The sequence below is a fragment of the Paraburkholderia sp. IW21 genome, from assembly GCF_041321145.1.
GTDB lineage: Bacteria > Pseudomonadota > Gammaproteobacteria > Burkholderiales > Burkholderiaceae > Paraburkholderia.
Genome location: NZ_JBGGWA010000004.1, coordinates 439254 through 464048, shown reverse-complemented (window position 1 = coordinate 464048; position 24795 = coordinate 439254). Strand labels below are relative to the sequence as shown.

31 protein-coding genes are annotated in these 24795 nt (G+C 50.8%); 22 read left to right on the top strand and 9 right to left on the bottom strand.

Annotated elements, in window-relative coordinates; translation table 11 throughout:
- Positions 1-63: 63 nt before the first annotated feature.
- From ACAX43_RS12570 to ACAX43_RS12550, 5 genes are all read right to left on the bottom strand, one after another.
- Complete coding sequence (locus ACAX43_RS12570; protein ID WP_370708718.1) at positions 64-441, bottom strand: hypothetical protein; 378 nt, start codon at positions 439-441, stop codon at positions 64-66.
- Between the two features lie 16 nt (positions 442-457).
- Positions 458-961, bottom strand: coding sequence for an HNH endonuclease (locus tag ACAX43_RS12565; protein ID WP_370708717.1), 504 nt, complete (start codon positions 959-961; stop codon positions 458-460).
- 107 nt (positions 962-1068) lie between these two features.
- The gene (locus tag ACAX43_RS12560; RefSeq protein WP_370708716.1) at positions 1069-1269 is read right to left on the bottom strand and encodes a hypothetical protein; all 201 of its coding nucleotides are present in this window, start codon (positions 1267-1269) and stop codon (positions 1069-1071) included.
- A complete protein-coding gene (locus ACAX43_RS12555) occupies positions 1266-1586 on the bottom strand; it encodes a hypothetical protein (RefSeq protein WP_370708715.1) in 321 nt (106 codons plus the stop codon). Before ACAX43_RS12555 ends, ACAX43_RS12560 begins: the two co-directional genes overlap by 4 nt.
- Positions 1587-2099: a hypothetical protein gene (locus tag ACAX43_RS12550; RefSeq protein WP_370708714.1), complete on the bottom strand. Its 513-nt coding sequence runs from the start codon at positions 2097-2099 to the stop codon at positions 1587-1589.
- Positions 2100-2202: 103 nt separating this feature from the next.
- Here ACAX43_RS12550 and ACAX43_RS12545 point away from each other — a divergent pair, with 103 nt between their 5' ends.
- Positions 2203-2493, top strand: coding sequence for a hypothetical protein (locus ACAX43_RS12545; RefSeq protein ID WP_370708713.1), 291 nt, complete (start codon positions 2203-2205; stop codon positions 2491-2493).
- Between the two features lie 325 nt (positions 2494-2818).
- Here the strand turns inward: ACAX43_RS12545 and ACAX43_RS12540 are convergent, their stop codons facing one another.
- The 4 genes from ACAX43_RS12540 to ACAX43_RS12525 form a co-directional block, all read right to left on the bottom strand.
- Positions 2819-3115 carry a hypothetical protein gene (locus ACAX43_RS12540; protein ID WP_370708712.1) on the bottom strand — a complete coding sequence of 99 codons (297 nt, stop codon included), beginning with the start codon at positions 3113-3115 and terminating at the stop codon, positions 2819-2821.
- 172 nt (positions 3116-3287) lie between these two features.
- A complete protein-coding gene (locus ACAX43_RS12535; protein WP_370708711.1) occupies positions 3288-3527 on the bottom strand; it encodes a hypothetical protein in 240 nt (79 codons plus the stop codon).
- A gap of 373 nt (positions 3528-3900) precedes the next feature.
- Positions 3901-4335: a hypothetical protein gene (locus ACAX43_RS12530; RefSeq protein WP_370708710.1), complete on the bottom strand. Its 435-nt coding sequence runs from the start codon at positions 4333-4335 to the stop codon at positions 3901-3903.
- A gap of 1068 nt (positions 4336-5403) precedes the next feature.
- Positions 5404-5955 carry a hypothetical protein gene (locus tag ACAX43_RS12525; protein WP_370708709.1) on the bottom strand — a complete coding sequence of 184 codons (552 nt, stop codon included), beginning with the start codon at positions 5953-5955 and terminating at the stop codon, positions 5404-5406.
- A gap of 272 nt (positions 5956-6227) precedes the next feature.
- On the opposite strand from ACAX43_RS12525, the gene ACAX43_RS12520 reads away from it, so the two are divergent.
- From ACAX43_RS12520 to ACAX43_RS12420, 21 genes are all read left to right on the top strand, one after another.
- The gene (locus ACAX43_RS12520) at positions 6228-6407 is read left to right on the top strand and encodes a hypothetical protein (protein ID WP_370708708.1); all 180 of its coding nucleotides are present in this window, start codon (positions 6228-6230) and stop codon (positions 6405-6407) included.
- Positions 6407-6754 (top strand): hypothetical protein, encoded by a 348-nt coding sequence (locus tag ACAX43_RS12515; protein WP_370708707.1) that lies wholly within the window; start codon positions 6407-6409, stop codon positions 6752-6754. Before ACAX43_RS12520 ends, ACAX43_RS12515 begins: the two co-directional genes overlap by 1 nt.
- 36 nt (positions 6755-6790) lie before the next feature.
- On the top strand, positions 6791-7255 hold the full coding sequence (locus tag ACAX43_RS12510) for a hypothetical protein (RefSeq protein ID WP_370708706.1): 465 nt from the start codon (positions 6791-6793) through the stop codon (positions 7253-7255).
- 125 nt (positions 7256-7380) lie between these two features.
- Positions 7381-7635 carry a hypothetical protein gene (locus ACAX43_RS12505; protein ID WP_370708705.1) on the top strand — a complete coding sequence of 85 codons (255 nt, stop codon included), beginning with the start codon at positions 7381-7383 and terminating at the stop codon, positions 7633-7635.
- Between the two features lie 94 nt (positions 7636-7729).
- Positions 7730-8065: an HNH endonuclease gene (locus tag ACAX43_RS12500; RefSeq protein ID WP_370708704.1), complete on the top strand. Its 336-nt coding sequence runs from the start codon at positions 7730-7732 to the stop codon at positions 8063-8065.
- Positions 8066-8137: 72 nt separating this feature from the next.
- Positions 8138-8560 carry an antirestriction protein gene (locus tag ACAX43_RS12495; RefSeq protein WP_370708703.1) on the top strand — a complete coding sequence of 141 codons (423 nt, stop codon included), beginning with the start codon at positions 8138-8140 and terminating at the stop codon, positions 8558-8560.
- 74 nt (positions 8561-8634) lie between these two features.
- Entirely contained in the window at positions 8635-8793 is a 159-nt protein-coding gene (locus ACAX43_RS12490; protein ID WP_370708702.1) for a hypothetical protein, read from the top strand.
- A 135-nt stretch (positions 8794-8928) separates the two neighbouring features.
- Positions 8929-9426, top strand: coding sequence for a hypothetical protein (locus tag ACAX43_RS12485; protein WP_370708701.1), 498 nt, complete (start codon positions 8929-8931; stop codon positions 9424-9426).
- Positions 9423-10871: a PBSX family phage terminase large subunit gene (locus ACAX43_RS12480; RefSeq protein ID WP_370708700.1), complete on the top strand. Its 1449-nt coding sequence runs from the start codon at positions 9423-9425 to the stop codon at positions 10869-10871. The genes ACAX43_RS12485 and ACAX43_RS12480 overlap by 4 nt, the downstream gene beginning before the upstream one ends.
- Before the next feature lie 28 nt (positions 10872-10899).
- Complete coding sequence (locus ACAX43_RS12475) at positions 10900-12060, top strand: hypothetical protein (RefSeq protein WP_370708699.1); 1161 nt, start codon at positions 10900-10902, stop codon at positions 12058-12060.
- 35 nt (positions 12061-12095) lie between these two features.
- The gene (locus tag ACAX43_RS12470; RefSeq protein WP_370708698.1) at positions 12096-13052 is read left to right on the top strand and encodes a DUF5309 family protein; all 957 of its coding nucleotides are present in this window, start codon (positions 12096-12098) and stop codon (positions 13050-13052) included.
- Between the two features lie 100 nt (positions 13053-13152).
- Complete coding sequence (locus ACAX43_RS12465) at positions 13153-15699, top strand: hypothetical protein (protein WP_370708697.1); 2547 nt, start codon at positions 13153-13155, stop codon at positions 15697-15699.
- On the top strand, positions 15696-15845 hold the full coding sequence (locus ACAX43_RS12460; protein WP_370708696.1) for a hypothetical protein: 150 nt from the start codon (positions 15696-15698) through the stop codon (positions 15843-15845). Before ACAX43_RS12465 ends, ACAX43_RS12460 begins: the two co-directional genes overlap by 4 nt.
- A 2-nt stretch (positions 15846-15847) precedes the next feature.
- Complete coding sequence (locus tag ACAX43_RS12455; protein ID WP_370708695.1) at positions 15848-16123, top strand: hypothetical protein; 276 nt, start codon at positions 15848-15850, stop codon at positions 16121-16123.
- Positions 16123-16545: a hypothetical protein gene (locus tag ACAX43_RS12450; RefSeq protein WP_370708694.1), complete on the top strand. Its 423-nt coding sequence runs from the start codon at positions 16123-16125 to the stop codon at positions 16543-16545. The genes ACAX43_RS12455 and ACAX43_RS12450 overlap by 1 nt, the downstream gene beginning before the upstream one ends.
- Before the next feature lie 60 nt (positions 16546-16605).
- Positions 16606-17031 carry a hypothetical protein gene (locus ACAX43_RS12445; protein ID WP_370708693.1) on the top strand — a complete coding sequence of 142 codons (426 nt, stop codon included), beginning with the start codon at positions 16606-16608 and terminating at the stop codon, positions 17029-17031.
- On the top strand, positions 17028-17642 hold the full coding sequence (locus ACAX43_RS12440; protein ID WP_370708692.1) for a hypothetical protein: 615 nt from the start codon (positions 17028-17030) through the stop codon (positions 17640-17642). The genes ACAX43_RS12445 and ACAX43_RS12440 overlap by 4 nt, the downstream gene beginning before the upstream one ends.
- An 8-nt stretch (positions 17643-17650) precedes the next feature.
- Positions 17651-19387, top strand: a complete 1737-nt coding sequence (locus ACAX43_RS12435) for a hypothetical protein (RefSeq protein ID WP_370708691.1) — start codon at positions 17651-17653, stop codon at positions 19385-19387.
- Entirely contained in the window at positions 19388-19783 is a 396-nt protein-coding gene (locus ACAX43_RS12430; protein ID WP_370708690.1) for a hypothetical protein, read from the top strand.
- Positions 19784-19826: 43 nt separating this feature from the next.
- On the top strand, positions 19827-21566 hold the full coding sequence (locus tag ACAX43_RS12425) for a hypothetical protein (RefSeq protein WP_370708689.1): 1740 nt from the start codon (positions 19827-19829) through the stop codon (positions 21564-21566).
- On the top strand, positions 21566-24772 hold the full coding sequence (locus tag ACAX43_RS12420) for a glucosaminidase domain-containing protein (RefSeq protein ID WP_370708688.1): 3207 nt from the start codon (positions 21566-21568) through the stop codon (positions 24770-24772). The genes ACAX43_RS12425 and ACAX43_RS12420 overlap by 1 nt, the downstream gene beginning before the upstream one ends.
- Positions 24773-24795 lie beyond the last annotated feature (23 nt).

Here is a 24795-nt window from a genome sequence, read left to right as displayed (position 1 = left end):
CCAGATTTTGCTGGTCGCCCTGCATGGTGAACGTTAGACGCGGTGTCGTATTTGTTGTCATTCTTATGACCCGTATTTGCTGAGTGGGTTAGCTTTGATGCGGTACCAGAACGGTTGGCAAGAAAGCGTGGTTCCATCTGGACCCTTCGCGGAAATCCAGAACTGCGCTTTACCAACAGGCCATGTAGCCGTTGCGCTTGCCGCAGCAGTAATCTGGAAAAGTCCGTTGGTTGTTGGAACCGTTGGGTCGGAGAGGTTGGTTACTGAGAAGGAACCGATTTGTGTCTCGGCCTCAGCATCAAACAGCCCGACTTGAATTGACCATTGGCTAAAGTCAGGCTGATCGCCATTGACACCGGAAGTGCCACTGGCTACGCCACCTTCTAAAGCTAGAGTGCCGGCATAACTGAACGTCGTGCCTGCGTAAAAATCCACCGCCATGTAATCGCCTTTGTTGTTATTGTTTTGTGGCTTGATATGCGAAGTCGCCGTGTAGCTCCTTGCGCTTTGCTGCAACTGCTTCTACTGCTCGTTCTTTTTCTTCGAAGAAGCCGAGATTCAAGCGTGCTCCGTCTGCGTAGAGGTATGCTTGCCAGAGACCGTTGCGAGCTGGGCAAACGCCTTTGTAGCCTGATGTGTTGTCTTTGCGCAGGCCAGTGTTCCAAGAGTTCTGGCAGTAGGTTGCTTCGCGGAGATTGGCCCAACGGTTATCAATTGGGTTTCTGTTGACATGATCAACACACTCTTGAGGGAATGCGCCGGTCACGTAGAAAACTGCTAGACGGTGTTCGTAAATTTTGTGTCCGTCGATAGCAACTTCGCGATAGCCGTTTGTCTTAACGTAGCCAGCGCGATCACCTGCTTGGTGATCCTTGTACGCTTCGAGGTAAGTGAAGTGACCTGTCTGTGGGTCGTAGTGCAGGAGACTTTTGAGTCTCTCTTGTGTGAGTTGCTTTTTCATCTTGGTTTCCGCTTTCTCGCCGCTCTCCAATTCGAGCGTGTTGTTGTTCCTGTATTTAGCGAGTAGTGGGTCAAATGAAAAAGCCACCGCAAAGGGTGGCTCTTTTGTCAAATTGTTTTTTTGACGATTACTGCATCAATGACGTCTTCTCTCCCTACGTCCTTCTCTGCGAATCTGGCGTAGAAGGCAAAGAGGTCTGTTATGTCCTCGCCGTTGTCATCAAGCACTTGCATCTCGAAGATGAAGCGCTTGCCGCACTTATCGACCTTTGCAACTACTATGACGTTGAAGACAGACTCATCGCTCATGCTGCTGGTTTGATTTGTGGCTCGGTACCAGTAGCTGCGCCGGCATCAACTGTGGAAGTAGGGGTTGGATACTTGGGATCAGTCGGGTTGGTAGGCTGCACAAAGATGGGCGCGCTAATCGTGCTAGGTAGTGCGCCAGCGATCAAGCGCTTAATGTCTGTCACCAGCAATGAGTTAGTCAGTGCTGGCAAAAGCTTCTGCGTTACATCGTCCTTGTTGTACTGCTGTAGCTCTGTTGCCAGTGCGTGCATGTCAGCGATTGACGGATAGGTTGTCAGGCTGTTGAGGTTTGCTGCGAGTGTTGTCAGGTCATCCATTTACTTCACCAATTTTTTCCATTTAGTTTCTTGCTTCTCGAATCCAAAACGAGGGCCAATCGTTTCCCAGAACTCGCAGTTGCTTCCGAAGGTAATTCCGTTCGATCCTGTGTCAGTGGCGATCTTAGTTAGCTCGTCGTTGAATACGCGCATGATCGAACCAGCGTCTGACTTGTTTGTTGAGTCGTTGCTGACTGCAATCCAGATGTGAACCACGCGCCCGTCGAACGTTGGCAGCAGTTGCAGAACCACAAAGCCGCTGCTGTCTTGAATCGCTGCTTCACGCGTCGCGTATCGCATGCCCTTGTCTTCACCACGCATGATCGACGTGAAGAACAGGTCTGCACGTCCTGCGGTCAAGACGTTGAAAATCTCTTCTGGAATCCAGCCGTCTGGGTTTCTTCCCTCAGAGACCATGTACTCAAGACCGGGACGTACCAAATGCCAGTACTGGCGCACCTCCTCTTTGCTGATCTGAATCAGGTTGTTTGCTTTTGTTTGATCAAATGACATTTGATCCTCCTTTTGTGTAATGCCATCTATTTAGCGGTGCGTTAATGCGTCAATTTCGACGTTTTTCGCTAAATAAAGAGGTCATACAAAAGGAGACAACAACATGACATACTTTTTTACAGTGAAAGACAGCCTGCAAGTCACGTTCGATGGTGCAGGTTTTGACAACGTCGCTGCGCTTGCAGAAACGGTCAGCGAATGGTTGGCAAGCAACAATGTGCGCAACTACATGGAGACAGGGTTGGTCAAGCACTACGCTCAACCGAGTGCTTGCAAATACATGATTGGATTCGAAGCACCTACATACACGTTCTACAACGAGGATGATGCGTTGCAGTTTCAGCTAGTGTTTGGTGCTGAGTTCGATCACGAAGAGTTGGGAGAGTGGCAATGACAGTGACGCGCTTTGAGCTAATCACACAAGGCCGCGATGCTGCGTTTGAGGCATCAGTAGGTGAGTGGTGCTCCCATGCTTGTTCTGGGAGATTCGGAGTACGTTGGCAAAGGCTAATCCAGATCGACGGGAAACCGCTCATCCCATCAGTACAAGCGCTAGTAGTGACGTTTCACGATGAGACAGACGCTTTACAGTTCAAACTAACATGGTGTTGAGGAAGATAAATAAAAGTACAAGAACTTTGTCATGGTGCTTGTAACTTGAAGTTGTATTTTTCTCCTTTGTACGCGAAGGCCCGGTAATCCCGGGCCTTTTCGTTTTCTCAGCGTTGCATGAACACTAGCTTCCATCCGTTCAAGCTTGCCAACACCTTGTCAATCTCATCAATCTGCGCTTGCAGGTTCTTCTTCGCTGCATGCAAGCGTTTTAGCCGATCCACATAGTCAGCGTACTTGAGCTTTCCTGCGGCATTGTTCAAGTCGGCCAGCGCTTGATATGCGTTGGACACGATCTCCGTGCAGTTGTCGCCGTGCCTCTCCTTGTAGGTCTTTTCGTACTTGATAACACGCTCGCAGTGTGGGCACTGCCGTGCGAACGTGCTTTTACCGCCGCCTCTCATTGTTTAATTTCCTGATACTGTAGGTATGCTCTCGTGAACTCGTTCCATGAGCGTGTGTTGGTCATGTACTCACGTGCATTGGTGTAATTGCTTCTTTTGTGATCTGCTTGCAGCTTGCCAGATAGCACCTGCGCAACTGCTGCCACGTGTACGATTACTGATTGTGACTTCATCACAGGTACTCCGCGAATGTCAGCTTGAACAGCATTGCTTCTGTCTCTTCAAAGAAATAGAACCGTGTTTCGACGGTGCCGGAGTCGAGTAGATTCCGAATAAAACAAGCCTCGTCAAGGTCGTTATCTGCGGGGCTGGTAGTGTCAAACTCGCTAGTATTGGCGGCACACCATTTCAGAATTGCCTTCAATGTGGCATAGCCGGTTAGATGTAGTGTGACTTCGAATATGTTGTGCATGATTGCTTTCTCCTTGTCACTCTATTTACAAGACAAGGAGGGAGCGTTTTTGGGGGGAGAGGGATTGCAGGTATGCCGACCATCTAAGCTTGAAGTGCATGGCGTCCACATCGTTGGTAAAGGTGAACGAGACTGGTCTACGTCTGGTTATTTTCGTAGTGACTGCGTGGCCTATGTCCCAGATGGTGTAGTAGTACGGATTGGTAGCTTTTGCTTCGTCATGAGAGTCGCTATAGCTAGTCACGCTCTCGTCGCACCAATCTCGCATCTCTGTAAGATGAATGTAGCCATTTGGATAGACGGTGACTGTCAGGTTATCGTTGTTCATTGTTATTATTCTCCGGTGCCAATCGTTGACTGGCACTCTTGTTTGTTATTCTTTTCGGAGCTTTGCCATAATGCATTGCTGGACAATCTCATCTGCTGACAATCCAGCGTTGAGCAGACCTCTTATGTGGTAGTTGATCATATGCTGCTCGTCTACAGTGTTGATAATCGCGTCCGCTACCGTCTGCGCATCGTTATCATCAAGCACCATAAAGTAGTCTTCTGGAATCTTGCTGAAGTCATCGCCATCCCATCTAGCAGAACGCTGCTCCCAATGCTCTATGGCATCCTTACCTTCTTCGTAGAATCTTTCAGGCGGTGGAAGCAAACGACCAACATAGTAGTCTTTTGGCAAGCCATCAAAGACAAATGATTCACCCTTGATCTCAATTGGTCCCTCGTCGTTGCCCCATTGATCTGCGTCGTAGTAGACGGTGCCAGCAGGCATGGTTAGGAATTCGCCACGTGTGACCAGCCTCATGATTTTGTTCTCCTTGGCCGTTTCGTACGGCTCTTTCTTTTATTTAGTGACGCGTTTATTCGCGCGCTGCTGCGTTGCTTTTCGCGACGTGTGTCCCGTCTTTGGACGTAGGTATAGCTTTGATACTTCTTCGTATCTGAGCTACTTCTTGGGATTCATTCGACGGAAATCACTTCGGGTGTTTCTTCGTGTACTTCTGTTTTATGCAGCGCCTTGCTGCTTCTTCGCTAGCGCTCATCTGCATCAAGGGGCTACGTAATGCCATCTGACCTGGGCGGTCAGATTTTACATTACTTCGCTTTTTCGTATCTGCGAAGTAAAACAAACAAGCGGTTAGTTCGTAAGCAACTGGTCTTGCTTGCAAGCCAGGTGCGAGAACTAAACGCCGCTCAGTTGTGACTAGCAGGAACAACTGAGCTGCATTAAGTAAAACAAGTTAGCTAGAAATTTTAGAGTAAAGAAATCTAAATCCCTCTTCCCGGTGATGGGAAAGTGATTTACGTGTTGCTCATCGTAATAAGCAACTGCCCTTGGACACCCTCTTCTATCGTTCTCATTGGGAGTTAAACCCAAATCTCTACCGTCTACATTAGTCCCCGTTGTAACGTACGCGCTTGCTTTCCTTGCGCTGTTACCAGTTCTCGTCCTGTCGCTTTAATCTGGTTACGTAGAACACCAGAGCGCTTCGTAGCTTTCGCTACCGGTTATGCATACTATTTCGGGATACTGTGGCCCTAATCTCTGCCCGTTGGCTACCTAGCAACTACCGGGGATTTCTCCATGCGTCATTGCCGTGTATTACTGCTTTTGTATTTTTAGTTTGTAGAATGGGGAAACCCGCTAACAGCGGTGAGTCGAGCACGCACTGTAGCGGGTTTATGTTTGCCAAATGTATTTTGCCAAACGTGTGTAATCTGTGATTGGAACTAGTCTCGACTTCTAATTCCGCTTCTACTTTTATTTATCATTCTCGTTCAAAAAGCTGCAATTAAGAGCTTCCAGCGACGTTTGCGGCCATTGCGACCTATTGGAATGTGATTATGCAATCGCAGATACGGTAAGTCAAAATTAAACTGGCGCACCGAGCGGATTTTGGACGCTGCTTCGCCGTGTATAGCGGTTATAGGCATCAGTGATTGCCTGTTCAACCCGACCGCCTGCTAGCAATCCGTCATGCTTGGCTTGTGTAAGCAGAGTTGATAGCTGTCGAGCGGTGCATTTGACGGCAACCGGGTAGTCCTCGTCACCGTTCTCGATACGGTACAGATAGGCGTCGAGCGTTTCGTTTGCATAGTCCCGCTGAGGCATGCGGCTCTCAAGGAACAGGTTCTGCATCTTGTCCGTGGTGCGCTTTCTCGCATACGTGCGCCACGCGAGGGTGGACATGATGCTGTCCAGTACGGCATACACGACCCGCCCGCCGATCAATACCGCTGCGGCAGTCCAAAAGTCCTTTTCGTGGCCCGATATGAACCACGTATAGAGGCCTGCAAGTGCCAGATACGGGATGAACGCAACCCCGCTGAACCACATTTTCGATTGGGTATCTTCCATGGCGGCCCCGTCTTGTACTTGTTGAGCGAGATGATCCAGCAGCCAAACTCGTCCGTCAATATTCATAACGCACCAACACGGTGCATAACCAAATGAACTGCACGGATAAATAACCCTGAGCAGCAATCCCGCTGTGAAAGGTATTTGAAATGTCAGACTCCACAACCCCAGACAACACAGCAGCACCAGCAGTAGAAACCACTGTATCCCTTGATGTAGGCGCGACCGGCACGTCAGTGACCGTAGCAGTACCAGCAGCGCACGTTGAATCGTTCCTTGAACACATCGCAGCGTTCTTCAAGAAGCTTGCGTCAGCGCTGTAAGCCGTTATGCCAAAGATGAAGCTGACAACCACAGCGGAGCTTTTCTGGAAGCACCGCGTCGCAATTGCTGAATGGCTGCTCAACAACCGAATCAGCGTTGAGCTTTATCTTTGGCCCTCATCCCAGAAAGTGCGCCTACTGTTCAACAACACGCAAGATGCCGCACGCCTATTTGAAGAATTCGAAGGACTTTAATGTCACGACCAGCACCAAAAATCATTGTCTCTGATTACAACAAGAAGACACACTACAACTATGACGTACTTGAGCAACCAGCCATGTACGGCATTGCCTATGAGGGCAAGCTCGTAACCGCACGAAGCGGACATGAGTTCAACGAAGGCACGCGCAGCTATCGCCGTACTGTATTCCCAGATAAGGGCCGTGCGCTGTCATTGGCCGACAAGCTTAACGAGCGTTTCCACACGGATAAGTTTGAAGTCTACATGCTCGCCATTGGCGAGCAGATCGTGAGAGAAGTCGCAGAAGAGCCAACCAAGGGACGCGGTAAAAAGACAAGCAAGGGCACTAGTAAGAGCTAGGAGACTGGCAGAACGTCACCAGACGCGCCATATCAGATGAAACACACAGATAACGAAAAAGATCCGCAAGTAGCGGGCGAACACCTAGTAAGTGAAAGCAGCAAGTTTGCAGAATACTATCCTGATCATCCGCCACGCACGGAATCAGCACTGTTTCGCAAGACAAAGAAGCATTGGCATGAGCTTGGCACTGAGTGCTATATCAACCATGACTGCAAAGGCGGCATCGAGATACATCACAGGTATGTTGAGTGGGCGTTTGCCGGTGCGGTTGATTGGAACCTGATGCGCGAACTGCACCCAGACTTCGATTGGTCAACGTTCAACGACGCGACGGACTTCGTAGATTCGATCTACAACACTTTACCGCTCTGCGAGGCACATCACCGTGATCCTCAGTGCGGCGTCCATCATGTGCCAGCACCCAACTGGGAGATTCAACGCTACGTGCGTGGTGACTACAAGTTGTTCCCAGATAAGGATAACAATGGACGCCCTTGAGCAAGCATTGCAGCAATTTGCCGACGCAGTAGCGAGATTCCAGCAGCAGACGAGCAACCAATAACGCCTTGTTACATCTTCACCTGGCTCCCTAAATAGACGGGTGGTTCGTTTGGAGGTGAAGCATGGGCGAAGACACAAGTCGCGAAGATTTGCTGTTAGAACGCCGTCTCAATCTTGTTGAGCTTCGAGAAGACATTGCAGATTTGCGCGATGTCATCATGGAACTCAACAAGATTGTTGCAACCCAAAGTGCTGAGATTGCCGCTATGTCTCGCGAAATTGCTGAGCTGAGAAGCTTCCGCAACGGCGCGCTAACAATAGCAGCAACAGCAGCGATTGGTGCGCTGGCATTCTTTCTGCAGAAGTTCTTCAAGTAAGCGACAAACCCTAAAGGCCTCCAAACATTTGGAGGCCTTTTCTTTTTGACTGCTCAACGAGAGGAAAGCAAAATGGCCCAAAGAGGTTATAACAATGATAACAACAACCCCAATTTGCAAATCCTGCAACACTCATCCAGCACGACCGGGAAGCATCAGCAAGAAAACGGGACTTCGGCGGTATAGGAAGATTTGCCGAAAGTGCGAGCAGGCTAAGTACGACAAGAAGAACTCATACAAACTGCACAAGAAAACCTACTGCGAAGACTGTGGATTTGTTGCCGTAGTGCCTGCACAGCTTGACGTTGATCACATTGACGGAAACCACGCAAACAACGACGTTGCAAACCTCAGGACCCTGTGTGCTAACTGTCATCGTCTCAAGACCTATCTGAACCGCGACTACTTGGCTTCTGCAAGGCGGCAGTGACGCCTTTTCTTTAGGTGATGGCCCGCAACCACGGCACTACCATCGTGGTCCCACACACGAGTAGGACTACCAATGAAAATCACCGCTATGAAGCTACCAGAATCACGACGCCTCAACTTCCTGCCCTACATGTTTGGTAGCTCGATGATGCGAGGCGAAGCGCTGCTGTACAGCTACGCAACCAAGCTAGCACCTGACGAGTACAGGGGCGGACTGTGGGACTTCTACAAGCTCAGCAACAACGGCGGCTACGCTGCACCCACAACGCCCGAACGCTACAACCTAGCAGTGCAGGGCAACGGATTCGAGGGGGAAATGAGCAACGACGCAGCAGGCATCGTCATCACTATGTTTGTGCTCAATCAGCTTGCCCACGAATTAGCAGCGCGCGGTAACAACGAGCTTGCTGAACGATTGAGCGACCGCTACCACGAACTCAGGGACTATGCGGGGCAGCACGCAGAGCGAGCAAGTATTTTCCGCGCAATCGACTGAACGTGGCAGAACTTGTGTACAGGCCGCTACCCAGAACATAGGCTATGGATAACTACAGACTAACGAGGTTAGATATGAAACAGACAAATGAAGTAAATCACGGTGCGTGGTTCCTTGCAAGCTTGCTGGTTGCCCCGGTTTTGGGGCTGATCGTTGCTTGCTTTGCAGGGCCGATTGGTGGTGGTGTCGCGGCAGTCACAGCATTCGCCCATATGAACGGGTTCAAGTGGTAACAACACGCTGTAGTAACTTCCCCGAAGCAGTACCTTGGCCGCGCAATGCGGCCTTTTTTCATCTGGGATTAAAGGGAAACTAAATACATCTGTAACCCATATGGCCTACCCGCAAGGGCGCCCCAGTGAGAACAGATGAGCAACAAAAATATCCCTACCAACGCGTTCGGCCCCGGCAATCAGCCTGCGAACAACGGCAATACGCGAGGCAAATCCCCAAAGACAAAAGCCCTAGCAGCACTCCAACGCACAATGGGTTGGTCTGAGGACGATCTATACGACCACATCGCAACAGAAGCTTTCCAGAACGGCAACAAAGAAATGCTGGAAGCGTTCATGAAAGCGGCAGTACCAACAGCCCGCACAACACTTCCAAACATCGCATTCCAGTATGACCGCGACGCTGCTTACCACGAAAAAGCAGAAGTAGTCATGGAAGCAATGAGCAAGGGCGAGATTCCACCAGACGTTGCGCTCGATATTATCAACAGCATCAAGCATATCGCGACAGTCCATGAGCAAGAAGCACTGGTGAAGCGCATCGAGCAGTTGGAAAAGATGCTGCATGACGCCTTCGTGCCACAGCCCAAGCATCCCTCTGTTGCAGGACCGGGAGACTTGATTTCCCTATGACAACGCAACTACTCAAGCGGCTGGATAGCTTAGAGCAGTTGGTCAAGAAGCAACAACAGATCAAAGCACCAAAGCAGTTCCGCATAGGCGTCTATCGCTCAGGCACAGAAAAGCACCTAGTAGGTGTCGTTGATGTCAACGGCAAGCCACTGGAAGGCACTGAGCACAACACCAGCATCACGGAAGATTTCTTGCCGTTGCTGGACAGCAAGTATCGCTTCGTATCCATGCGTGGCGGTCGTGGCTCCGGCAAGTCCGTCACAGTAGCGAAAATCCTGCTTATCCAAGCGTACAGCAAGCCGCTCAAAGTCCTTTGCTTCCGCGAAGTGCAGAACAGTATCAAGGACTCGGTTTATACCTCGCTGCAAGACCTCATACAGGAGCTTGAGCTTGGCGACTTCTTCACGGCAACGCTCAGCGAAATACGCGGCGCTAATGGCTCTGTGTTCATCTTCAAGGGCTTGTCCGACCAAACCGTCGATTCGATCAAGTCTTTCTCAGGTATTGACATTTGTTGGGGTGAGGAAGCAGCAGGCCTAACAGACAAGTCGCTGAATATCCTAATCCCAACCATTCGAGCGGACAACAGCCGTTTCTACTTCACATGGAACCCATCCCTCGATACTGATGCGGTGTATCAGCGCTATGTGTTGAACACGCGTGAAGACGTGAAGGACGTTGAAGTCAACTGGCAGCACAACCCTTGGTTCCCACAAGTGTTGGAAGTAGAGCGCCGTGCAGACTTGAAGCGCCTTAACGCAGACATGTACGCGCATATCTGGGAAGGCAAGGTACTGCCAGCACAGCAAGGCGCGGTGTACTTCCGAGAGCTATCAAAGGCATACGAGCAGGAGCGCGTTACCCGCGTATTGGTCGATCCCAAGCTTGCCGTGCATGCCGTCTGGGACTTGGGTTGGGCCGATCAAACGGCAATCATCCTTATTCAACGCACGCTGTCAGAAATGCGAGTGGTCGGCTACATCGAGAGCAATCAAAAGACATTGGCCGAATACAACGTCGAGCTACGACAGTGGGGAATGGATCACAACGTAGCTAACTGGGGAACGATGTGGCTCCCGCATGACGGCGCACACCGAGACCTTAAAACCGGCCAGTCTGCGCAAGAGATCATGGAAGCTTTCGGATGGAAAGTCCAGATCACGCCAAGCATGGCAGTCGATATGGGCATCCGCGCAGCAAAGCAGATGTTCTCCACCATGTACTTTGACAAAGATGAATGCTCAAAGCTGCTTGAGTGCTTGAAGCGCTACCACTACAAAGAGCGCCCAGACGGCTCTTTCGGTGATCCAGTCCACGACATGTACTCCCACGGCGCAGACGCGTTCCGCTACGTGGCAGTCAACCAAGAATCCCTTTCTTCAACGAACCAAACGACAAGCTGGGGAAAACCACTGAAGTATCGCGATAACACGATCTTCAAATGAAAATTAGCCAACAAAAGGATAAATAAAAATGGCGACAGAAAATCACTCTCCTACCAATGAAAGCAGCGGAAGCGCAATCCCTGCTAACAGCGGCGCAGAAATTGGCGGAGCCCTTAGCGAGAATGAACTTGCTAACTACCTTAACACACAGACCGAAACGATCCCTAAAGCATTTGAAGGGAAGCGAGGCGGGGAAAAAGGCAAGATGTTGCCTAATCCGTTCGAACCTCAAGCAGAACAACAATCTGCTGACAATGGCGAACCTGAAGTTAATACGGAATCCGACAGCAGCGAAGACGAGCTGGACTTGGATCTCATCGACGGCGATTCAGAGAATACCAAAGACGAAGAGACTAACGATAGCGAAGACGAGCCAAGCTTCGAGATTACAGTAGATGGAAAGAAATTCGAAGTTAAGCAGTCTGAGCTAATCGCGAGCTACCAGAAGCAAGAGTCCGCTTCTAACAAGTTCCGCGATGCCGAAAAGCTCCATATCTCAGCTTCTGAAATGCGCAAAGAAGCGGAAGAAGTAAAGGCAACTTACGCCCAAGAGCGCGAGGCCCTTAAGAGCGTTTTGACACAGTATCAGAATTTTATTGAATCATCGTATAAGGAACAGCAACCAGATTGGAACGCTTTGCTCGAACAGAACCCAGCGGAATACATCCGCCAAAAGGAATACTGGCAAGCACGTGAGTACCAACTGGCTCAAGCTAAAGCTTACCGCGAACAACTTACTAAGCAGGAAGAAGCAGAGCGCAAGCAAGCTGAAGAAAAGCACTTGTCAGCACAACGCGACAAGGTATTCGAGTTGTTCCCACAGTGGAAGAACAAGGATGTAGCACAGCGCGACGCAAAGCAGATTCAAGACTACCTGGCTAACGAAGGGTTCTCACCTCAAGAGCAAGATGGTCTTAATGACGCTCGCATGCTTGCAGTGGTTCACAAAGCAGCACTATACGATAAGTTAGTAAAAGCTAACGCCCAGAAGAAGCAACAAGCGGCAAAGCCTTCTGGTAAAACTTTGAATGCCGGTACGGCTACAGTTGGTGGCCCTGACTTCGCAGCAAGACAGGCACAAACCAAAGCAGCCCGAGAGCAAAAAGCGATTAACGATTCCCTAAGAGTCGATCCATCGCGCAAGAACTTCGAAACCTATCTGGCTAACCAGTGGGCTAAAAAGAAGTGATTGAACCATCTGGCCTATAACTATAAGGATAAAGCATGCCAGCAAATACAGTAACAACCTACGGTACAGTAGGCAACCGTGAAGACCTGATCGACAAAGTGTTCATGATCAGCCCAACAGACACACCATTCGTGTCTGCAATTGCACAAACATCAGCAACAGCCGTTTACCACGAGTGGCAAACAGATGCGCTGTCAGCAGCTATTGCTAACAACGCAGCAGTTGAAGGTGCAGACGCTTCATACTCAGTAGAAGCTCCAACAACACGTCTGGGTAACTACTCACAGATCGTGCTGGATGCATTCTCAGTGTCAAACACACAAGAAGCAGTTAAGCACGCTGGTCCAAACCAGATCGCTCGTGTGCAAGCAAAAACAATGATGCAACTGAAGAAGGACATTGAAGCTTCAGCAATCGTCAATGGCACTTCATCAGCAGGTACAAGCTCAACAGGCCGTCAAATGAAGGGTCTGAAAGGCTTCTTGGCTACTAACTACGTTGGTGGTACAGGTGGTGCGGCTCCAGTAGCAGGCAACCCAGGTACAGCGCCAGCAGCAGGTACAGCACAGGCTTACACAGAAGCTCTGTTGAAGTCAGCACTGCTCTCAGCATACAACGCAGGCGGCGACGTCAACGTTCTGTTGCTGACACCATTGGGCAAGCAAGTCCAGTCAAGCTTCTCAGGTAACGTTACAAAGTTCCAAGACGTTTCCAACAGCGGCGAAATCACACTGAAGACAAGCTACACAATCTACCAATCAGACTTCGGTGATGTTACATGCGTTCCTAACCGTGTTATGTCCCAAGTTGGTGACCACGCTGTGTACGGTATCGACACAGACATGTTCGCATTGGCTGTTCTGCGTGGCATGGAAACAGAAGAAATGGCGACAACTGGTGATGCACGTAACTTCCAAATTCGTTGGGAAGGCACACTGGAAGCACGCAACGAAGCATCAAGCTTCCAAATCCGCGACCTGAACAACGTCTAATAACGTTGGGGTTTGGATACTAAACGGGAACTTCGGTTCCCGTTTTTTCATTTGAGCCTCGAAATAAATAACGGATAAACCTGATAACAGGAATCCGTTAATGGCGAAGAAGAAACAACCATACACGCTAGACGACAACAATCCACTGTTTGCCGCCCAAGATGGCGACAACACAGATGCTGTTGTCAATCAAATGAATCAAATACTGCCCGGCGTACTGCCAAAGGACGAGGGGCAATCAATCGAAATCTCAGCAGACACAACGGGCGAAGATGGCCCAATGCCTGACCCAGACGTACTCGCAATCCTGAACGTACACAAGACGCGTGCTCGTTCCTTCATGGAGGACGACATTCAGCTTCGCTCACTGCGCAGCATCAACGATTACTACGCGCAAGCTCACGGCGACTACAGAGCACCAGAAACACCCGGCCGTTCCAACTACGTTGACTCATCCGTAGCAGATACCGTGAACTGGCTGTTGCCACCATTGCTTGACGTGTTTTGCGGCACTGATGAGATCGTCCGCTTCACACCACGCACAGTAGCGCAAGAGAAAGCCGCTGACATGACCACGGCAATGGTCAATCACGTATGGCAACAGAACGCAGGCTATGAGATTGCCCGTACATGGATTCACGATGCGTTGTGGACACCGGGCGGCATCATCAAAGTCTATTGGGAACCTGACCTCACAACAGAAACGGTCAAGTATCGCGGTCTGACAGAGCTACAGCTTGAGTTCATGCGCGAGGCAGCAGACGCGGGCGAGTTTGCAATTAAGAAGCTCCGCGAATACAAGAACCCTGACTACGATCCGCTGGCCATCATCCAGCATGGTTTGGCTCTGGCTACAGGCAGTGCTCCACCAATTGCACCACAAATTCAGCAGCAAGCACAACAGGGCGCACAGCCAATCCAAATCGCTCAGAACGTACAGGTTGATCCTAACAATACAGAGATCAGCGAGAACCTGTATGACGTGACTATCGAGCGCAAGCCTGACGCAAGCAGTAACACGCGTGGCAGTGTCCGTATCGTCAATATCCCACTGGAAGAATTCTACTTCGATCCACTGGCACGCAACGTTCGTGATGCTGTTTATTCCGCACATGCCCGCAACGTAACTATCAGCGACTTGCGAGCAATGTTCCCTGACTACGAAGGCGATCTGGACGAGATTAGCAGCAGCGAGTTCAACCCTGAGATGAGTCCAACATACCTAGCACGAACACAGTTGCAAGGTGCCTATGCGTTTAGCGACATCAACAACAACGTTGATCCATCCATGCGCCTCGTTATGGTCATCGAGAGCTACATCAAGATGGACTATGACCTCGACGGCATTGCAGAGTGGCGCAAGATTATCCACGTTGGCGATCACATTTTGCTCAACGAGGCATGCGACGGCAACCCATTTGTGCTGCTCGTAGCGAACCCATTGCCACACTTGGCATTTGGTATCTCTCCCGCGGAGCAAGCACACCAAGCACAGGTACAACAAACTGAGCTTGGCCGTGCATTGATCGACAACGTTCGACTTGGTGCTAACGCGCAGATGTATGCGGTTGACGGCGCTGTGAACTTGGACGACCTGCTCGACTCACGTCCGGGCGGCATTATCCGTGTGAAGTCAGCAGACGCAGTTGGCGTACTTCAACAAGGTAGTGGTGACGTACAAGGCGTTACTACGCTGATGGAGTTGATGGACACAATGAAGCAAGAGCGTACTGGCGTTATGAAGCTGACGCAGGGTAGTGACGCTGACATTGTGAACGAGACCGCTACAGGCTACCAAGCCATGACAGAACGCAGCGAGCAGCGTATTAAGTTGATCGCACGCCAGTTTGCAGAGACAGGCTTTAAACCGTTAGCACTCCGTATACAAAAGCTGTTGGCGCAGTACCAAGACGAATACATGCAGATTCGCCTGAACGGCCAACTGGTGGAAGCAGACCCAACCGATGCGGCAAACCGTTTTGACGTTGAAGTAAAGGTCGGTCTGGGTACTGGCGACAAGGCACGCGAGATTGGCAACCTGCAACAAATTCTGGGCTTGCAACAGCAGGCATTGGATCAGTTCACCGGAATGACTAACCTGCACCTCGTGCAGAACACGGTTAACAAATTGGTTAAGGCTTTCGGGTTGAACCCAGAAGAATACTTCTGCACTCCACCTTCACCAATGCCACAACCACCACAGCCACAAGTGCCACCGCAAGATCAAATCAAGTTGCAAATTGCGCAGCAGCAAGCGCAAAGCGAGCAACAACGCCAAGAGCGCCAAGCACAGTTGGATGCAATGCGTATCCAAGCGCAAGCGGCATCAGACGACAAGCAAGCAGAGATGGCACACCAACGCGAGTTGCAAAAAATTCAGTTGGAAGCTGCTAACAAGCGCGAGCAATTGATCATTCAAGCTGCAATCCAACGTGAGCAGATCGCTGCACAAGCTGCACTGGCACCTGCACAAGAGCAACAGTTGTTTGCTGAGACATACCAGTCCACTGACAAGCTGTTCACGCAAGCACTTACTGGCATCAACATGCAGATGAGCGGTGAGATGGACGACCTGATCAACACGATCGGCAACGCACCAGACCCAACAGGGCCACAAGCCAACCCATACCAAGGCGGGCAGCAATGAGCAATGAACTTAAAGAGATTTTGAACGAGCTTCGAAAGATGGTAGAGGCCATTGACGAGAAGAACGAGGACCAAGCACGCATGATTCTGGAGGTTATCCAGCAAGCAAAGCAAGACCTAATCGACCAGTTCAATAAAGGAGAATAACTATGCAACGCAATCAAAAATCAGTCGCTGAGTACGACGCACAAATCGCAAAGGGCAATGAAGCAGCGGCATTGCTGTCAAACCCTTTGCTGACTTCCACGCTGGACAAGCTGGAAGCCGAAGCAACACAAAAGATGATCGACAGCTTGGTTCTGTCTGAGCGTGAACTGGCATGGCACCGTGTCCAAGCTATGCGCGCACTCAAGGCTGAACTGCAAACGCTGACCAACACTGGTCGCCTTGCAAAGCAAAAGAAAGACCAGTTGAAGGGTGAGTAATGAGTAACAAGTTTTTCGCAAGCGGCAGCAACGCTAGCTTCGATCTGTCAGGATCAAAAGCGCAGCCAGTTGCCAACAACGCACCCGCAATCATCCTGCCAGATAGCCGTACAGACTTCCACGTAGAGAAGGACGTAACCGGAGAAAAGATCACCGCTATCCACACGGTCAACATTGGCGACGCTGTGGAAGATGCAAAAGCATGGCGCAGTGAGCTTGAAGTAAAGAGCAGCTACGGCGAAGAGATGCGTCCAGTGATGGACATTCCCGGCATTCTGATCGAGAAGTATTGCTTGGACAAAGGCATCACGCTAGCGGAGTTTTTCAGCAAGCAATCAAATGGCGTGCATATCAAAGCGATCTTGCATGATCCTGACCTGTCAGCATTCCGTTTGCGTTCAGCATACCGCACACAGAAGTAACGAAAATTCTTCGGCAGTATAAATAGATACGTCAACAATTTTTATAACAAGGACGTGTTTATGAAGTACCTGAAAGATTTAAGTGATTCATTCTTGGATCAAGTAGTAAAGCGCGATGCAATGATGAAGTATAACGCGCAGAAAGGCACTGTTTCTAATGGAAAGCGAGTCGATCTAAACGGAAACGAAATCAAGTTCAAGCTAACGTTTGAGGAGTGGTTTCAAGTTTGGATTGACTCTGGCAAGTGGGAGCAACGTGGAACAAAGCGCGGCCAGTATTGCATGTCACGCTACAACGATCTCGGGGACTATGAGATCGGGAATGTTTTCATCCAGCTACATTCCGAGAACATTTTAGAGTTCCGCAAGATCGCGAAACAGTCAGGTCGACCTGTAGGTCGACCTAAGTCTGATAATCCCAAAACTCCAGCGGAGCGAACACGCGAATGGCGTGCTAAACAAAAACTAAAACAAGGGCTCCAATGAGTAACTTGAGCTTTGATTCATACGACGACTTTCAAAACGTGGTTGCCACGTACCTACAGCGTGCCAACCTGACAGCGCAAATCCCTGTCTTCATTGAGCTTGCGGAAGCGAGACTCAAGACGCTGCTGCAAACGCTCGACCAGCAGATTGCTTTGCCGTACTCCGTTACTCCGTCAGTGGGTACGAACGTTATCGCGCTGCCGTCTGACTTCGGCGCAATGCTGCATGCAACATACGACGACTGCGAATTGAACTACGTGTCTCCGGAGCAGATCGACAAGCGCAAGTGGAATCAGTACGCGCAGGAATACACCATTACTGGTAACAAGCTGATCCTGCAAACATACGTTGACGGTACTTCCGAACTCACGATGTATTACTACGCAACACTGCTTGGCTTGAGTGATGCGAATGAGAGCAACTGGGTACTTGAAGACTATCCAAACATCTACCTGTACGCGACATTGTTTGAAGCCGTCACGTACATCAAGGATGACGAGGAGATGCAGAAGTGGCAAGGCATGCTGTCAGAAGCAGTAACAGAAGCGCAGCAGGCATCACGTATCGGCAACGTACCACAAAAGACCAAGCTGACACGTAGAACATCGTAAGAGGCAGTATGGGTAAAAAAATACAACTAGACCCGCAAAAGCTTGTCGGTTTCGCACCTGACGTTGACCCAAGCACACCGGGCATCTTCCAGACTTGCAACAACATCATTCCTACAGCACAAGGCTTCAAAGCTGCTGCTAGTCCCGTTAATGCTGGTCTTACATCATTGCCATCTACAGTGGTAGGCAGTGCGCTTATTGCACGACTAGACAATACAGATCGCCAGTTTGCAGGTACGGCATCGCACATCTACGAGAACGTCAACGGCACTTGGAATGATGTAAGCCGCACAGGCGGTTACTCATTGGGTACAAGCTCACAATGGCGCTATGCAGCCTTTGGTAACGCATCGCTGGCAGTCAACGGTACTGACCCCTTGCAAGTCGCTATCGACAGCGGCTTTACCAACTGTCCAGTGCCTTTGCAATCAATCGCAGTAACGGCTGGTGGTGCTGGCTACACGAGCGCGCCTACTGTCACGCTGTCTGCCCCGCAAATGCCTAACAGCGTTCAAGCAACAGCGACAGCAACAGTGTCAGGTGGTGCAGTTACAAGCATTACCGTAACTAATCCCGGTTCTGGCTACACAAGCGCACCAACAGTAACCATCACTGGTGGCGGTGCAACTACGACAGCTACAGCAACAGCAACACTTTGGAATGCTCCTACGGGGCAGATCGTGTTCGTTGTCAACTATCAAGTGTTTGTCTGCAACCTCAGCGCATCAGCAGCAGGGCCAGGACCGCACTACTGGTATTGCTCAGGTATTGGCGATCAAACAGCGTGGGACTACACCAACCAGCAAACACTTTGCGCTTACGCACCATTGGGCGATACAGCAGGCGGTATTACAGCGGGTACAGCATTGGGCCCTAACGCAATCCTGTTCAAGTCCAACTCCATGTACGTCGGCACGAACCAAGGCTTTCCAACAGGCTGGGGCTTCGAAGCGATCAGCAAGCAAGTTGGTGCGCTATGTCAGGAAGCTGTAGTCAATACTGGTTCAGCTCTGTTCTTTATTGGCTCTGACGACTTCTACGCATACCAGAACAACGGTTTGCCACAGCCAATTGGTGGAAACGTGCGCCGCTGGTTCTTCAACACGCTCAATCCAAGCTACAAGAACAAGATTAGCAGCTATTACGACCAAGACAAGCAGGTTATCTACTGGGCGTTCGTGTCGAACAGTTCCACAGGGGCTATCGACACCTGCATTACCTATAACTGGAAGACTGAAACTTGGGGCCGCATGGACGTAAGCATGGAAGGCTTCATGCAGATTCTGAACGGTCAGATTACGTACAACAGTATGGGCACGCAGTGGAATACGTACAACGACATTCCATCAATCAGCTACAACTCAGCGTACTGGATTAACTTCCGCGTGACACCGGGTTACTTCGACTCGACCAACACGCTTATGGCGCTTGCTGGTGCTTCTACGGGCGCGACCATCACGACCAACGTGTTTGGTGATGACACGTCTTACTCAACCATGCAGCAGTTCAAGATGCGCTTCAAGCAGGAGCCAGCATCAGGCACTGCATTGTGGCAGGGACGCACAACGTTAGGCACTAGCGATCCAAGCGCAATCACAACACTAGCGACAGGGCCGTTTATGCCTATCGACGCACGTATCGACGTTGACTTCAACGCACGTTGGCACAGCTTGAACCTGTCATTTACGGGCGACTTCGAAGTTATGGAGTGGTACCCAATGATGGTAATCACAGGAAGAAACTAAATGGCACGCATTGGGAAAATCGTACTGCCCACAAAGACAACAACGATCAACGGGCAGTCAGTCACATACGCAGACTCAACGCAGCTTGAGACTATTCTCAACAAGCTAGCAGGCATCATCGACTTGCTAGCTGGTGGCTACGCGTCAGCAACGTACACCGCATCAAACGTACCGCCAACAGGAACAGGCAAGACAATCACAACCAATCCTACCGGCGCAACATTGGGCATTACGTGGGATGTGGGAGACGAGATCAAGAACAAGACGCCAACAACCGTAACAGCTAACGGCCATACATACATTCTGCTTGGTTGGATATGTACAGCGGGCGGTAACTCAGGCACAGCAAAGCCGCCAACGTTCCAACCGTTCTACGGTGTTGTGGCTCCCTTCTGATCGCCATATGAAATAAATAACAAGAACAAGATAGGGATTCTCAATGGCATCACTTTTCTCTCTTATGGGACTCAACAACTCAAGCGGCATTCCCGTTTCGCTTGATGATGAAGACCAACAAGCCTTGCTGCAAGCGCAACAAGGACAACAGAGCGCCCCAACAACAGGCGTTTCAGCATTGATGGGCGTAAGCGGTGACGATTCAACGTCACAAGACGCTCAGCCCGTCGCTGACGCTACAAAACAAGGTTTGCTGAATTACGTGGGGCAAGGCGCTAGCAAAGATCAAGGCAGCGACGCAAACCCCAGCTACGCAACCGACTCACAGAAAGCAGACGAAACAGCGTCACAGACTGCACAGGATGACGCTGCCAACGCTTCTGCGGATAGTTCAAGCGCAGATACGTCTTCGGATAGCCAGAGCAATGGTGACGCTGCTACGACTTCTGATAGCAGCGCAGCATCAAGCGACGGTTCAAGCGACAGCCAACCCGGCCCAGTAGAACGCTGGTTGCACAAGGTGGCAAGCAAGGCAGCTAGCGATCCTGCTTTGTGGCAGTCAGTCATGGCGGCGGGTGCAAGCATGATGGCAAACAGCCGTTACGGCACACCTGGCCTTGCTGCCGTTGGTTCGGGTGTATTGGCCGGTCAGCAGCAATACAACGCGCTGCATCAGCAAATTATTGCTAACAACATGGCAGCGATCCAATACCAACGTCAAGCGCAGCTTGCACAAGCACAGATTGGCAAGGCCAACGCGGACACAGCGCAGACCCAGCTTTCAACAGCGAACATCAAAGCGTTGCAGTCGTACATGACTAATCCGGGCGCTAATGGTGTTACACCACAAGGCATTCTGGCAAACGGCGGTAATGCTGAAACAGTCAAGTCCTACTTCCCAGACTTGGACATTCAGAAAGACAGCGTTGGTAACGTCTATGCGATCAACAAGCGCACAGGCCAGCAAGCAAAGGTCGGTACGCAGACCGTGGTTTCCAACACACCAGTTACAGACAATGTGAACGTCTACAACGGTTCAGGTGCGAACGGTCAGCCAAACGCAACACAAACACAAACCGGCGGTATGGCTCCCGCAGATGTATCAAAAGCAATTCAGCCATATCACGAAGCGCAAAGCAAGGCACAAGATCAAGCCGATCAGTACGACAGCTTGATGGGCGCATTGCAAACCAAGGATGCGTTGGGCAGCAGCAGCGGTCTTCTGGGTGATGTATCCCGCCAAGCGCTTACAAAGTTGGGTGTCTACGATCCGAACTCATCTATCCGACAAGTTGCAAACCGCATGAACGTGACGCAGGAATTCTCACTGTTGCCAGCGATTGCTAAGCCAAACCAATTCATCGAAAAGCAGTTGACCAAGACGCAAGCGGACCCAGCTTCAGCTACTCCAGAGCAGTTGTTGCAGAACGCTGCGTTCAACAAGGTAATGGCTAACGTCCATGCTGTTGATAACTCTGCTCGCGCTGCTTACTTGTCTGCTAACGGCGGTAACGAAGCCGATCTGTCAAAGCCAACAACAATCACAATTAACGGCATGCAAAAGACTTACGGTAAGGGCACGTCCATGCAGCAAGTTGCAGAGGACGCGAAGCAGCATTTTGTGGACTACAAGCCACCTATGATCAATCCGTCATGGGCATCGTCATCCAACGTTGACGACAAGGCAATCCAGCAAGCGCTTGCAATGGCTAAAGACCCTAAGAAGCGTGACCAGCTTGTTAAGGCCGGCGTGCTGATGAAACCAATCTTTGGAGGTCAATAATGGCTGACAACGGTTGGACACCAGTAAGCGACGCATCAAGCGCGGACGAGTCCGCTTCAGGCGGTTGGGTTCCTGCTGCTAGCGGCACACCAGACGGAACGCCACAGGCGTTTGCACAAACATACGGCCCTACGATCAACAACATTGCTAGCCAGTTGAAGGTCGATCCGTCGATCATCGCTGGTCAGCTTGCATTGGAAACAGGTTACGGAAAGTCCGTTATTCCCGGCACTAACAATCTGGGCAACATCAAGAGCACGACCGGTAAGGGCGTAAGCGCTACCGACAATCAGACCGGCTCGAATGACGTATATGCAGCTTATCCCTCGACAGATGACTTTGCAAACAGCTACGTCAATTTGATCAAGAACAAGTATCCAAACGCGGTAGGTGCGAAAGATGCGACAAGCTTCGCGACCGCATTGAAAGCGGGTGGTTATGCTCAAGACCCTAAGTATGTCGGTAAGGTAAGCGGTGCTGCGAACATCATGTCTAACGTGTTGGGCGCAATCACCGGCTCAAGCAATGCAAATGCTAGCGAGACTCCACAGCCAAGCAGCGCATCACCAGATGTGAATGCGTTCTTGAAACAATACGGCGGTGCTTCACAACCTGCACAACCAGCAGCCAGTGCTAACGATTCCAGCGACGACGTTTCAAGCTTCCTCAAGCAGTATGGCCCTTATGCTGGCGCTGACAAAGCTCCGGGCACAGTAACGACCACGACTAACCCAGTAATGATGGGCGCTCGTGATGCTATCTACAGCAAGCTTGATCCTGTTATGGGGTGGATTGCGAAGGGTGCCAACTGGATTGCGCCAGATTCACAGTTTGCCAAAGATGCAGCGCAAGGCGTGAACGATTTGCACGCAACCAACGCCGCGCAACAGCAAGCCTATGACAGCGCACAGCATGGCACAGGCAGCGGATTGCTCCGCGGAGCTACTAACCTTGCTGGTTCAGTGGCAATGACGCCAATGACAGGTGGCGGGCTGGGCAGCACGCTCGTTCAAACCGCTGCACAAGGCGCTCTGAGCGATCCCAATAACCCATTGGCCGGTGCTGCTATTGGTGGTGCTGGTGGCGCTGTGGGCCATGCTTTAGGTCATGTTGTAGGTGCAGTAGCAAAGCCAGTAATCTCAAAGATCACAGGTGCTACAAAGCAGCTTGCAGATGCCGAGACACAATTGGCGAATGCCGGTAATGAAACGGGCGGTACATTGTCGCCAGCAGAGCAGCAAATGGCAGGCAAGATTGCTGACAACATCAACGCTGACAACACCCCGCAATCAGCCCAAGACGTAGCTGCGCAGATGCAATCCAACGCACAGAGCAACGTGCCGGGCTATCAACGCACAGCGGCGGAAACGACGGATAACCCAACTGTTCAAGCTATTCAGCAAGGTCTGGATAAGAGCGACAACAACGGCGGTCTCGCAGCGCGCGCCGCTGCAAACGCTGATGCAAACACAGACCATCTACGTCAAGGCGCAACGAGCGACACTCAGTTGCAAGCAATGAAGGACGCATTCCAAGACGGCCAAGACACACTGGCTGCTCGCGGTAATGCAGAGCTGGGACCAGTGACACCAACGCAAGACAGCACTGTGTTCAACACACCAGCAATGCAGCGTAACTTGCAACGTGCCAACGTTGTTGCACAAAACGACGGCGATACAGCAATCCAACAAGCATTCAACGCGCCTAACGATGACCTCGTAGCGGGTTGGAACGGCACCGCAAGCAATCCCGCCATCACAGCAGCGCTTGAGCGTGATCGTAACTTTGTCACTTCGCCAATGTACGAGAACGTGTTGGGCGCAGCAAAGCCATTGCCAGTAGACGGCCAATTGCAGAATCTGCTTGAGCGTCCAGTAATGCAAAAGGCTCTGCGTGAAGTTGAGACCTATAAGCTGAACGCTGGCGATCAAACACCAGTGATCAACAACGGTTCCATCACGCCGCAAGACTTGAACATTGCCAAGATGCACTTGGACAGCTATATCCAGCGCATGAATAATCCAATGGATGCGGCGTCAGCGGATAAGTGGCAGCAGGGCGCATATCTCGACGTGCGCAAGCAGATCAACAACCTGTTGGAAAACAAGGTTCAAGGCTTTGCTGACGTGAACAAGGAGTTTGCGCGTCGTTCCGACCAGATCGCAGAAAGCCAGTTCCTGACTGACCCAAACATGGTTAGTGCGTTGGGTAAGCTCAATGTCAACAAGCTGGACAGCCTCGTTAAGTCCATCCAAGCAGGGAAGGCGAACAACAATCCACTCGATCCTGCCAAGTCCGTTTCAGCATCAAAGTTAGCACAACTTACTCAGATGCGAGATGACGCTGTTGCTGCGATGAACCGTAACAGCGCGCAGGGCATTCACGGCGACGCATACAACTACTTGCGTCAAGCTGCTGCAAAAGACCCAATCGCCGCTCAACAGTTGCAAGACCACCTGACAGCGAATAGTCCTGCATACAAGCAGTTTTACGACGCAGCGCAGACAGGGCAGCAGAAGATTGCGCATCAGGAAAACTTCAACGAGTTGGTCAAGAAGTTTGACACACGCACAGATGGCAACGTTTCATGGCATGACGTGAAGAACGTTACTAACAATGCGGCTGACTTCTCGGCAGACCACTTGAACCGCTTGAACAACGTGCGTGACAACTTGGAACGCTACGCATCACGTACTGAGAAGGTTGCAGGGAGTGATACCGCGTCCAACTTTGCAAAGCGTGAAGGCTTCGATAGCTTGGTTAATGCAGAGCGTGGCAAGGGTATTGGTAACTACATGATGGGTGAGGGCGGCCAACGCCTGAGCCGTACTGTGCTTGGCTCAATTGCTAGCGGTCTTGGTTTTGCACACGCAGGCCCACTTGGTGCCGTTGCTGCTGACTACGCAATGGACAAGGCCGCAACAGGTGCTGCAAAAACTGCCGGCCGTCTGTTCGGTGGTCAAACAGATGAAGCGCTTGCAGCTAAGACGGCAGCAAACCGCGCAGCAGTCGAACACTTGATGCTGAACCCACAGCGTTTGGGCGATGCGATTCAAGCTCTCGACAAGCATGCGACTGACACCAAAGCTATCAAGGAAAACCTGATAAGTAAGGTGAAGGGTGTCCAGACAGCAGGCGGTCTGCTAGGGGCAGTTGCAGCAGGCCAGATCGCTAACCAAACTGGCAAGGATCAGCGCAAAAAGTAAGTCGCAGCAATCCCATAAAAATA

What these genes read in the sequence shown, in the direction of transcription:
- ACAX43_RS12570 (WP_370708718.1), bottom strand. Translation starts at nt 441, where the DNA reads ATGGCGGTGGATTTTTACGCAGGCACGACGTTCAGTTATGCCGGCACT.
- ACAX43_RS12565 (WP_370708717.1), bottom strand. Translation starts at nt 961, where the DNA reads ATGAAAAAGCAACTCACACAAGAGAGACTCAAAAGTCTCCTGCACTAC.
- ACAX43_RS12560 (WP_370708716.1), bottom strand. Translation starts at nt 1,269, where the DNA reads ATGAGCGATGAGTCTGTCTTCAACGTCATAGTAGTTGCAAAGGTCGAT.
- ACAX43_RS12555 (WP_370708715.1), bottom strand. Translation starts at nt 1,586, where the DNA reads ATGGATGACCTGACAACACTCGCAGCAAACCTCAACAGCCTGACAACC.
- ACAX43_RS12550 (WP_370708714.1), bottom strand. Translation starts at nt 2,099, where the DNA reads ATGTCATTTGATCAAACAAAAGCAAACAACCTGATTCAGATCAGCAAA.
- ACAX43_RS12545 (WP_370708713.1), top strand. Translation starts at nt 2,203, where the DNA reads ATGACATACTTTTTTACAGTGAAAGACAGCCTGCAAGTCACGTTCGAT.
- ACAX43_RS12540 (WP_370708712.1), bottom strand. Translation starts at nt 3,115, where the DNA reads ATGAGAGGCGGCGGTAAAAGCACGTTCGCACGGCAGTGCCCACACTGC.
- ACAX43_RS12535 (WP_370708711.1), bottom strand. Translation starts at nt 3,527, where the DNA reads ATGCACAACATATTCGAAGTCACACTACATCTAACCGGCTATGCCACA.
- ACAX43_RS12530 (WP_370708710.1), bottom strand. Translation starts at nt 4,335, where the DNA reads ATGAGGCTGGTCACACGTGGCGAATTCCTAACCATGCCTGCTGGCACC.
- ACAX43_RS12525 (WP_370708709.1), bottom strand. Translation starts at nt 5,955, where the DNA reads ATGAATATTGACGGACGAGTTTGGCTGCTGGATCATCTCGCTCAACAA.
- ACAX43_RS12520 (WP_370708708.1), top strand. Translation starts at nt 6,228, where the DNA reads ATGAAGCTGACAACCACAGCGGAGCTTTTCTGGAAGCACCGCGTCGCA.
- ACAX43_RS12515 (WP_370708707.1), top strand. Translation starts at nt 6,407, where the DNA reads ATGTCACGACCAGCACCAAAAATCATTGTCTCTGATTACAACAAGAAG.
- ACAX43_RS12510 (WP_370708706.1), top strand. Translation starts at nt 6,791, where the DNA reads ATGAAACACACAGATAACGAAAAAGATCCGCAAGTAGCGGGCGAACAC.
- ACAX43_RS12505 (WP_370708705.1), top strand. Translation starts at nt 7,381, where the DNA reads ATGGGCGAAGACACAAGTCGCGAAGATTTGCTGTTAGAACGCCGTCTC.
- ACAX43_RS12500 (WP_370708704.1), top strand. Translation starts at nt 7,730, where the DNA reads ATGATAACAACAACCCCAATTTGCAAATCCTGCAACACTCATCCAGCA.
- ACAX43_RS12495 (WP_370708703.1), top strand. Translation starts at nt 8,138, where the DNA reads ATGAAAATCACCGCTATGAAGCTACCAGAATCACGACGCCTCAACTTC.
- ACAX43_RS12490 (WP_370708702.1), top strand. Translation starts at nt 8,635, where the DNA reads ATGAAACAGACAAATGAAGTAAATCACGGTGCGTGGTTCCTTGCAAGC.
- ACAX43_RS12485 (WP_370708701.1), top strand. Translation starts at nt 8,929, where the DNA reads ATGAGCAACAAAAATATCCCTACCAACGCGTTCGGCCCCGGCAATCAG.
- ACAX43_RS12480 (WP_370708700.1), top strand. Translation starts at nt 9,423, where the DNA reads ATGACAACGCAACTACTCAAGCGGCTGGATAGCTTAGAGCAGTTGGTC.
- ACAX43_RS12475 (WP_370708699.1), top strand. Translation starts at nt 10,900, where the DNA reads ATGGCGACAGAAAATCACTCTCCTACCAATGAAAGCAGCGGAAGCGCA.
- ACAX43_RS12470 (WP_370708698.1), top strand. Translation starts at nt 12,096, where the DNA reads ATGCCAGCAAATACAGTAACAACCTACGGTACAGTAGGCAACCGTGAA.
- ACAX43_RS12465 (WP_370708697.1), top strand. Translation starts at nt 13,153, where the DNA reads ATGGCGAAGAAGAAACAACCATACACGCTAGACGACAACAATCCACTG.
- ACAX43_RS12460 (WP_370708696.1), top strand. Translation starts at nt 15,696, where the DNA reads ATGAGCAATGAACTTAAAGAGATTTTGAACGAGCTTCGAAAGATGGTA.
- ACAX43_RS12455 (WP_370708695.1), top strand. Translation starts at nt 15,848, where the DNA reads ATGCAACGCAATCAAAAATCAGTCGCTGAGTACGACGCACAAATCGCA.
- ACAX43_RS12450 (WP_370708694.1), top strand. Translation starts at nt 16,123, where the DNA reads ATGAGTAACAAGTTTTTCGCAAGCGGCAGCAACGCTAGCTTCGATCTG.
- ACAX43_RS12445 (WP_370708693.1), top strand. Translation starts at nt 16,606, where the DNA reads ATGAAGTACCTGAAAGATTTAAGTGATTCATTCTTGGATCAAGTAGTA.
- ACAX43_RS12440 (WP_370708692.1), top strand. Translation starts at nt 17,028, where the DNA reads ATGAGTAACTTGAGCTTTGATTCATACGACGACTTTCAAAACGTGGTT.
- ACAX43_RS12435 (WP_370708691.1), top strand. Translation starts at nt 17,651, where the DNA reads ATGGGTAAAAAAATACAACTAGACCCGCAAAAGCTTGTCGGTTTCGCA.
- ACAX43_RS12430 (WP_370708690.1), top strand. Translation starts at nt 19,388, where the DNA reads ATGGCACGCATTGGGAAAATCGTACTGCCCACAAAGACAACAACGATC.
- ACAX43_RS12425 (WP_370708689.1), top strand. Translation starts at nt 19,827, where the DNA reads ATGGCATCACTTTTCTCTCTTATGGGACTCAACAACTCAAGCGGCATT.
- ACAX43_RS12420 (WP_370708688.1), top strand. Translation starts at nt 21,566, where the DNA reads ATGGCTGACAACGGTTGGACACCAGTAAGCGACGCATCAAGCGCGGAC.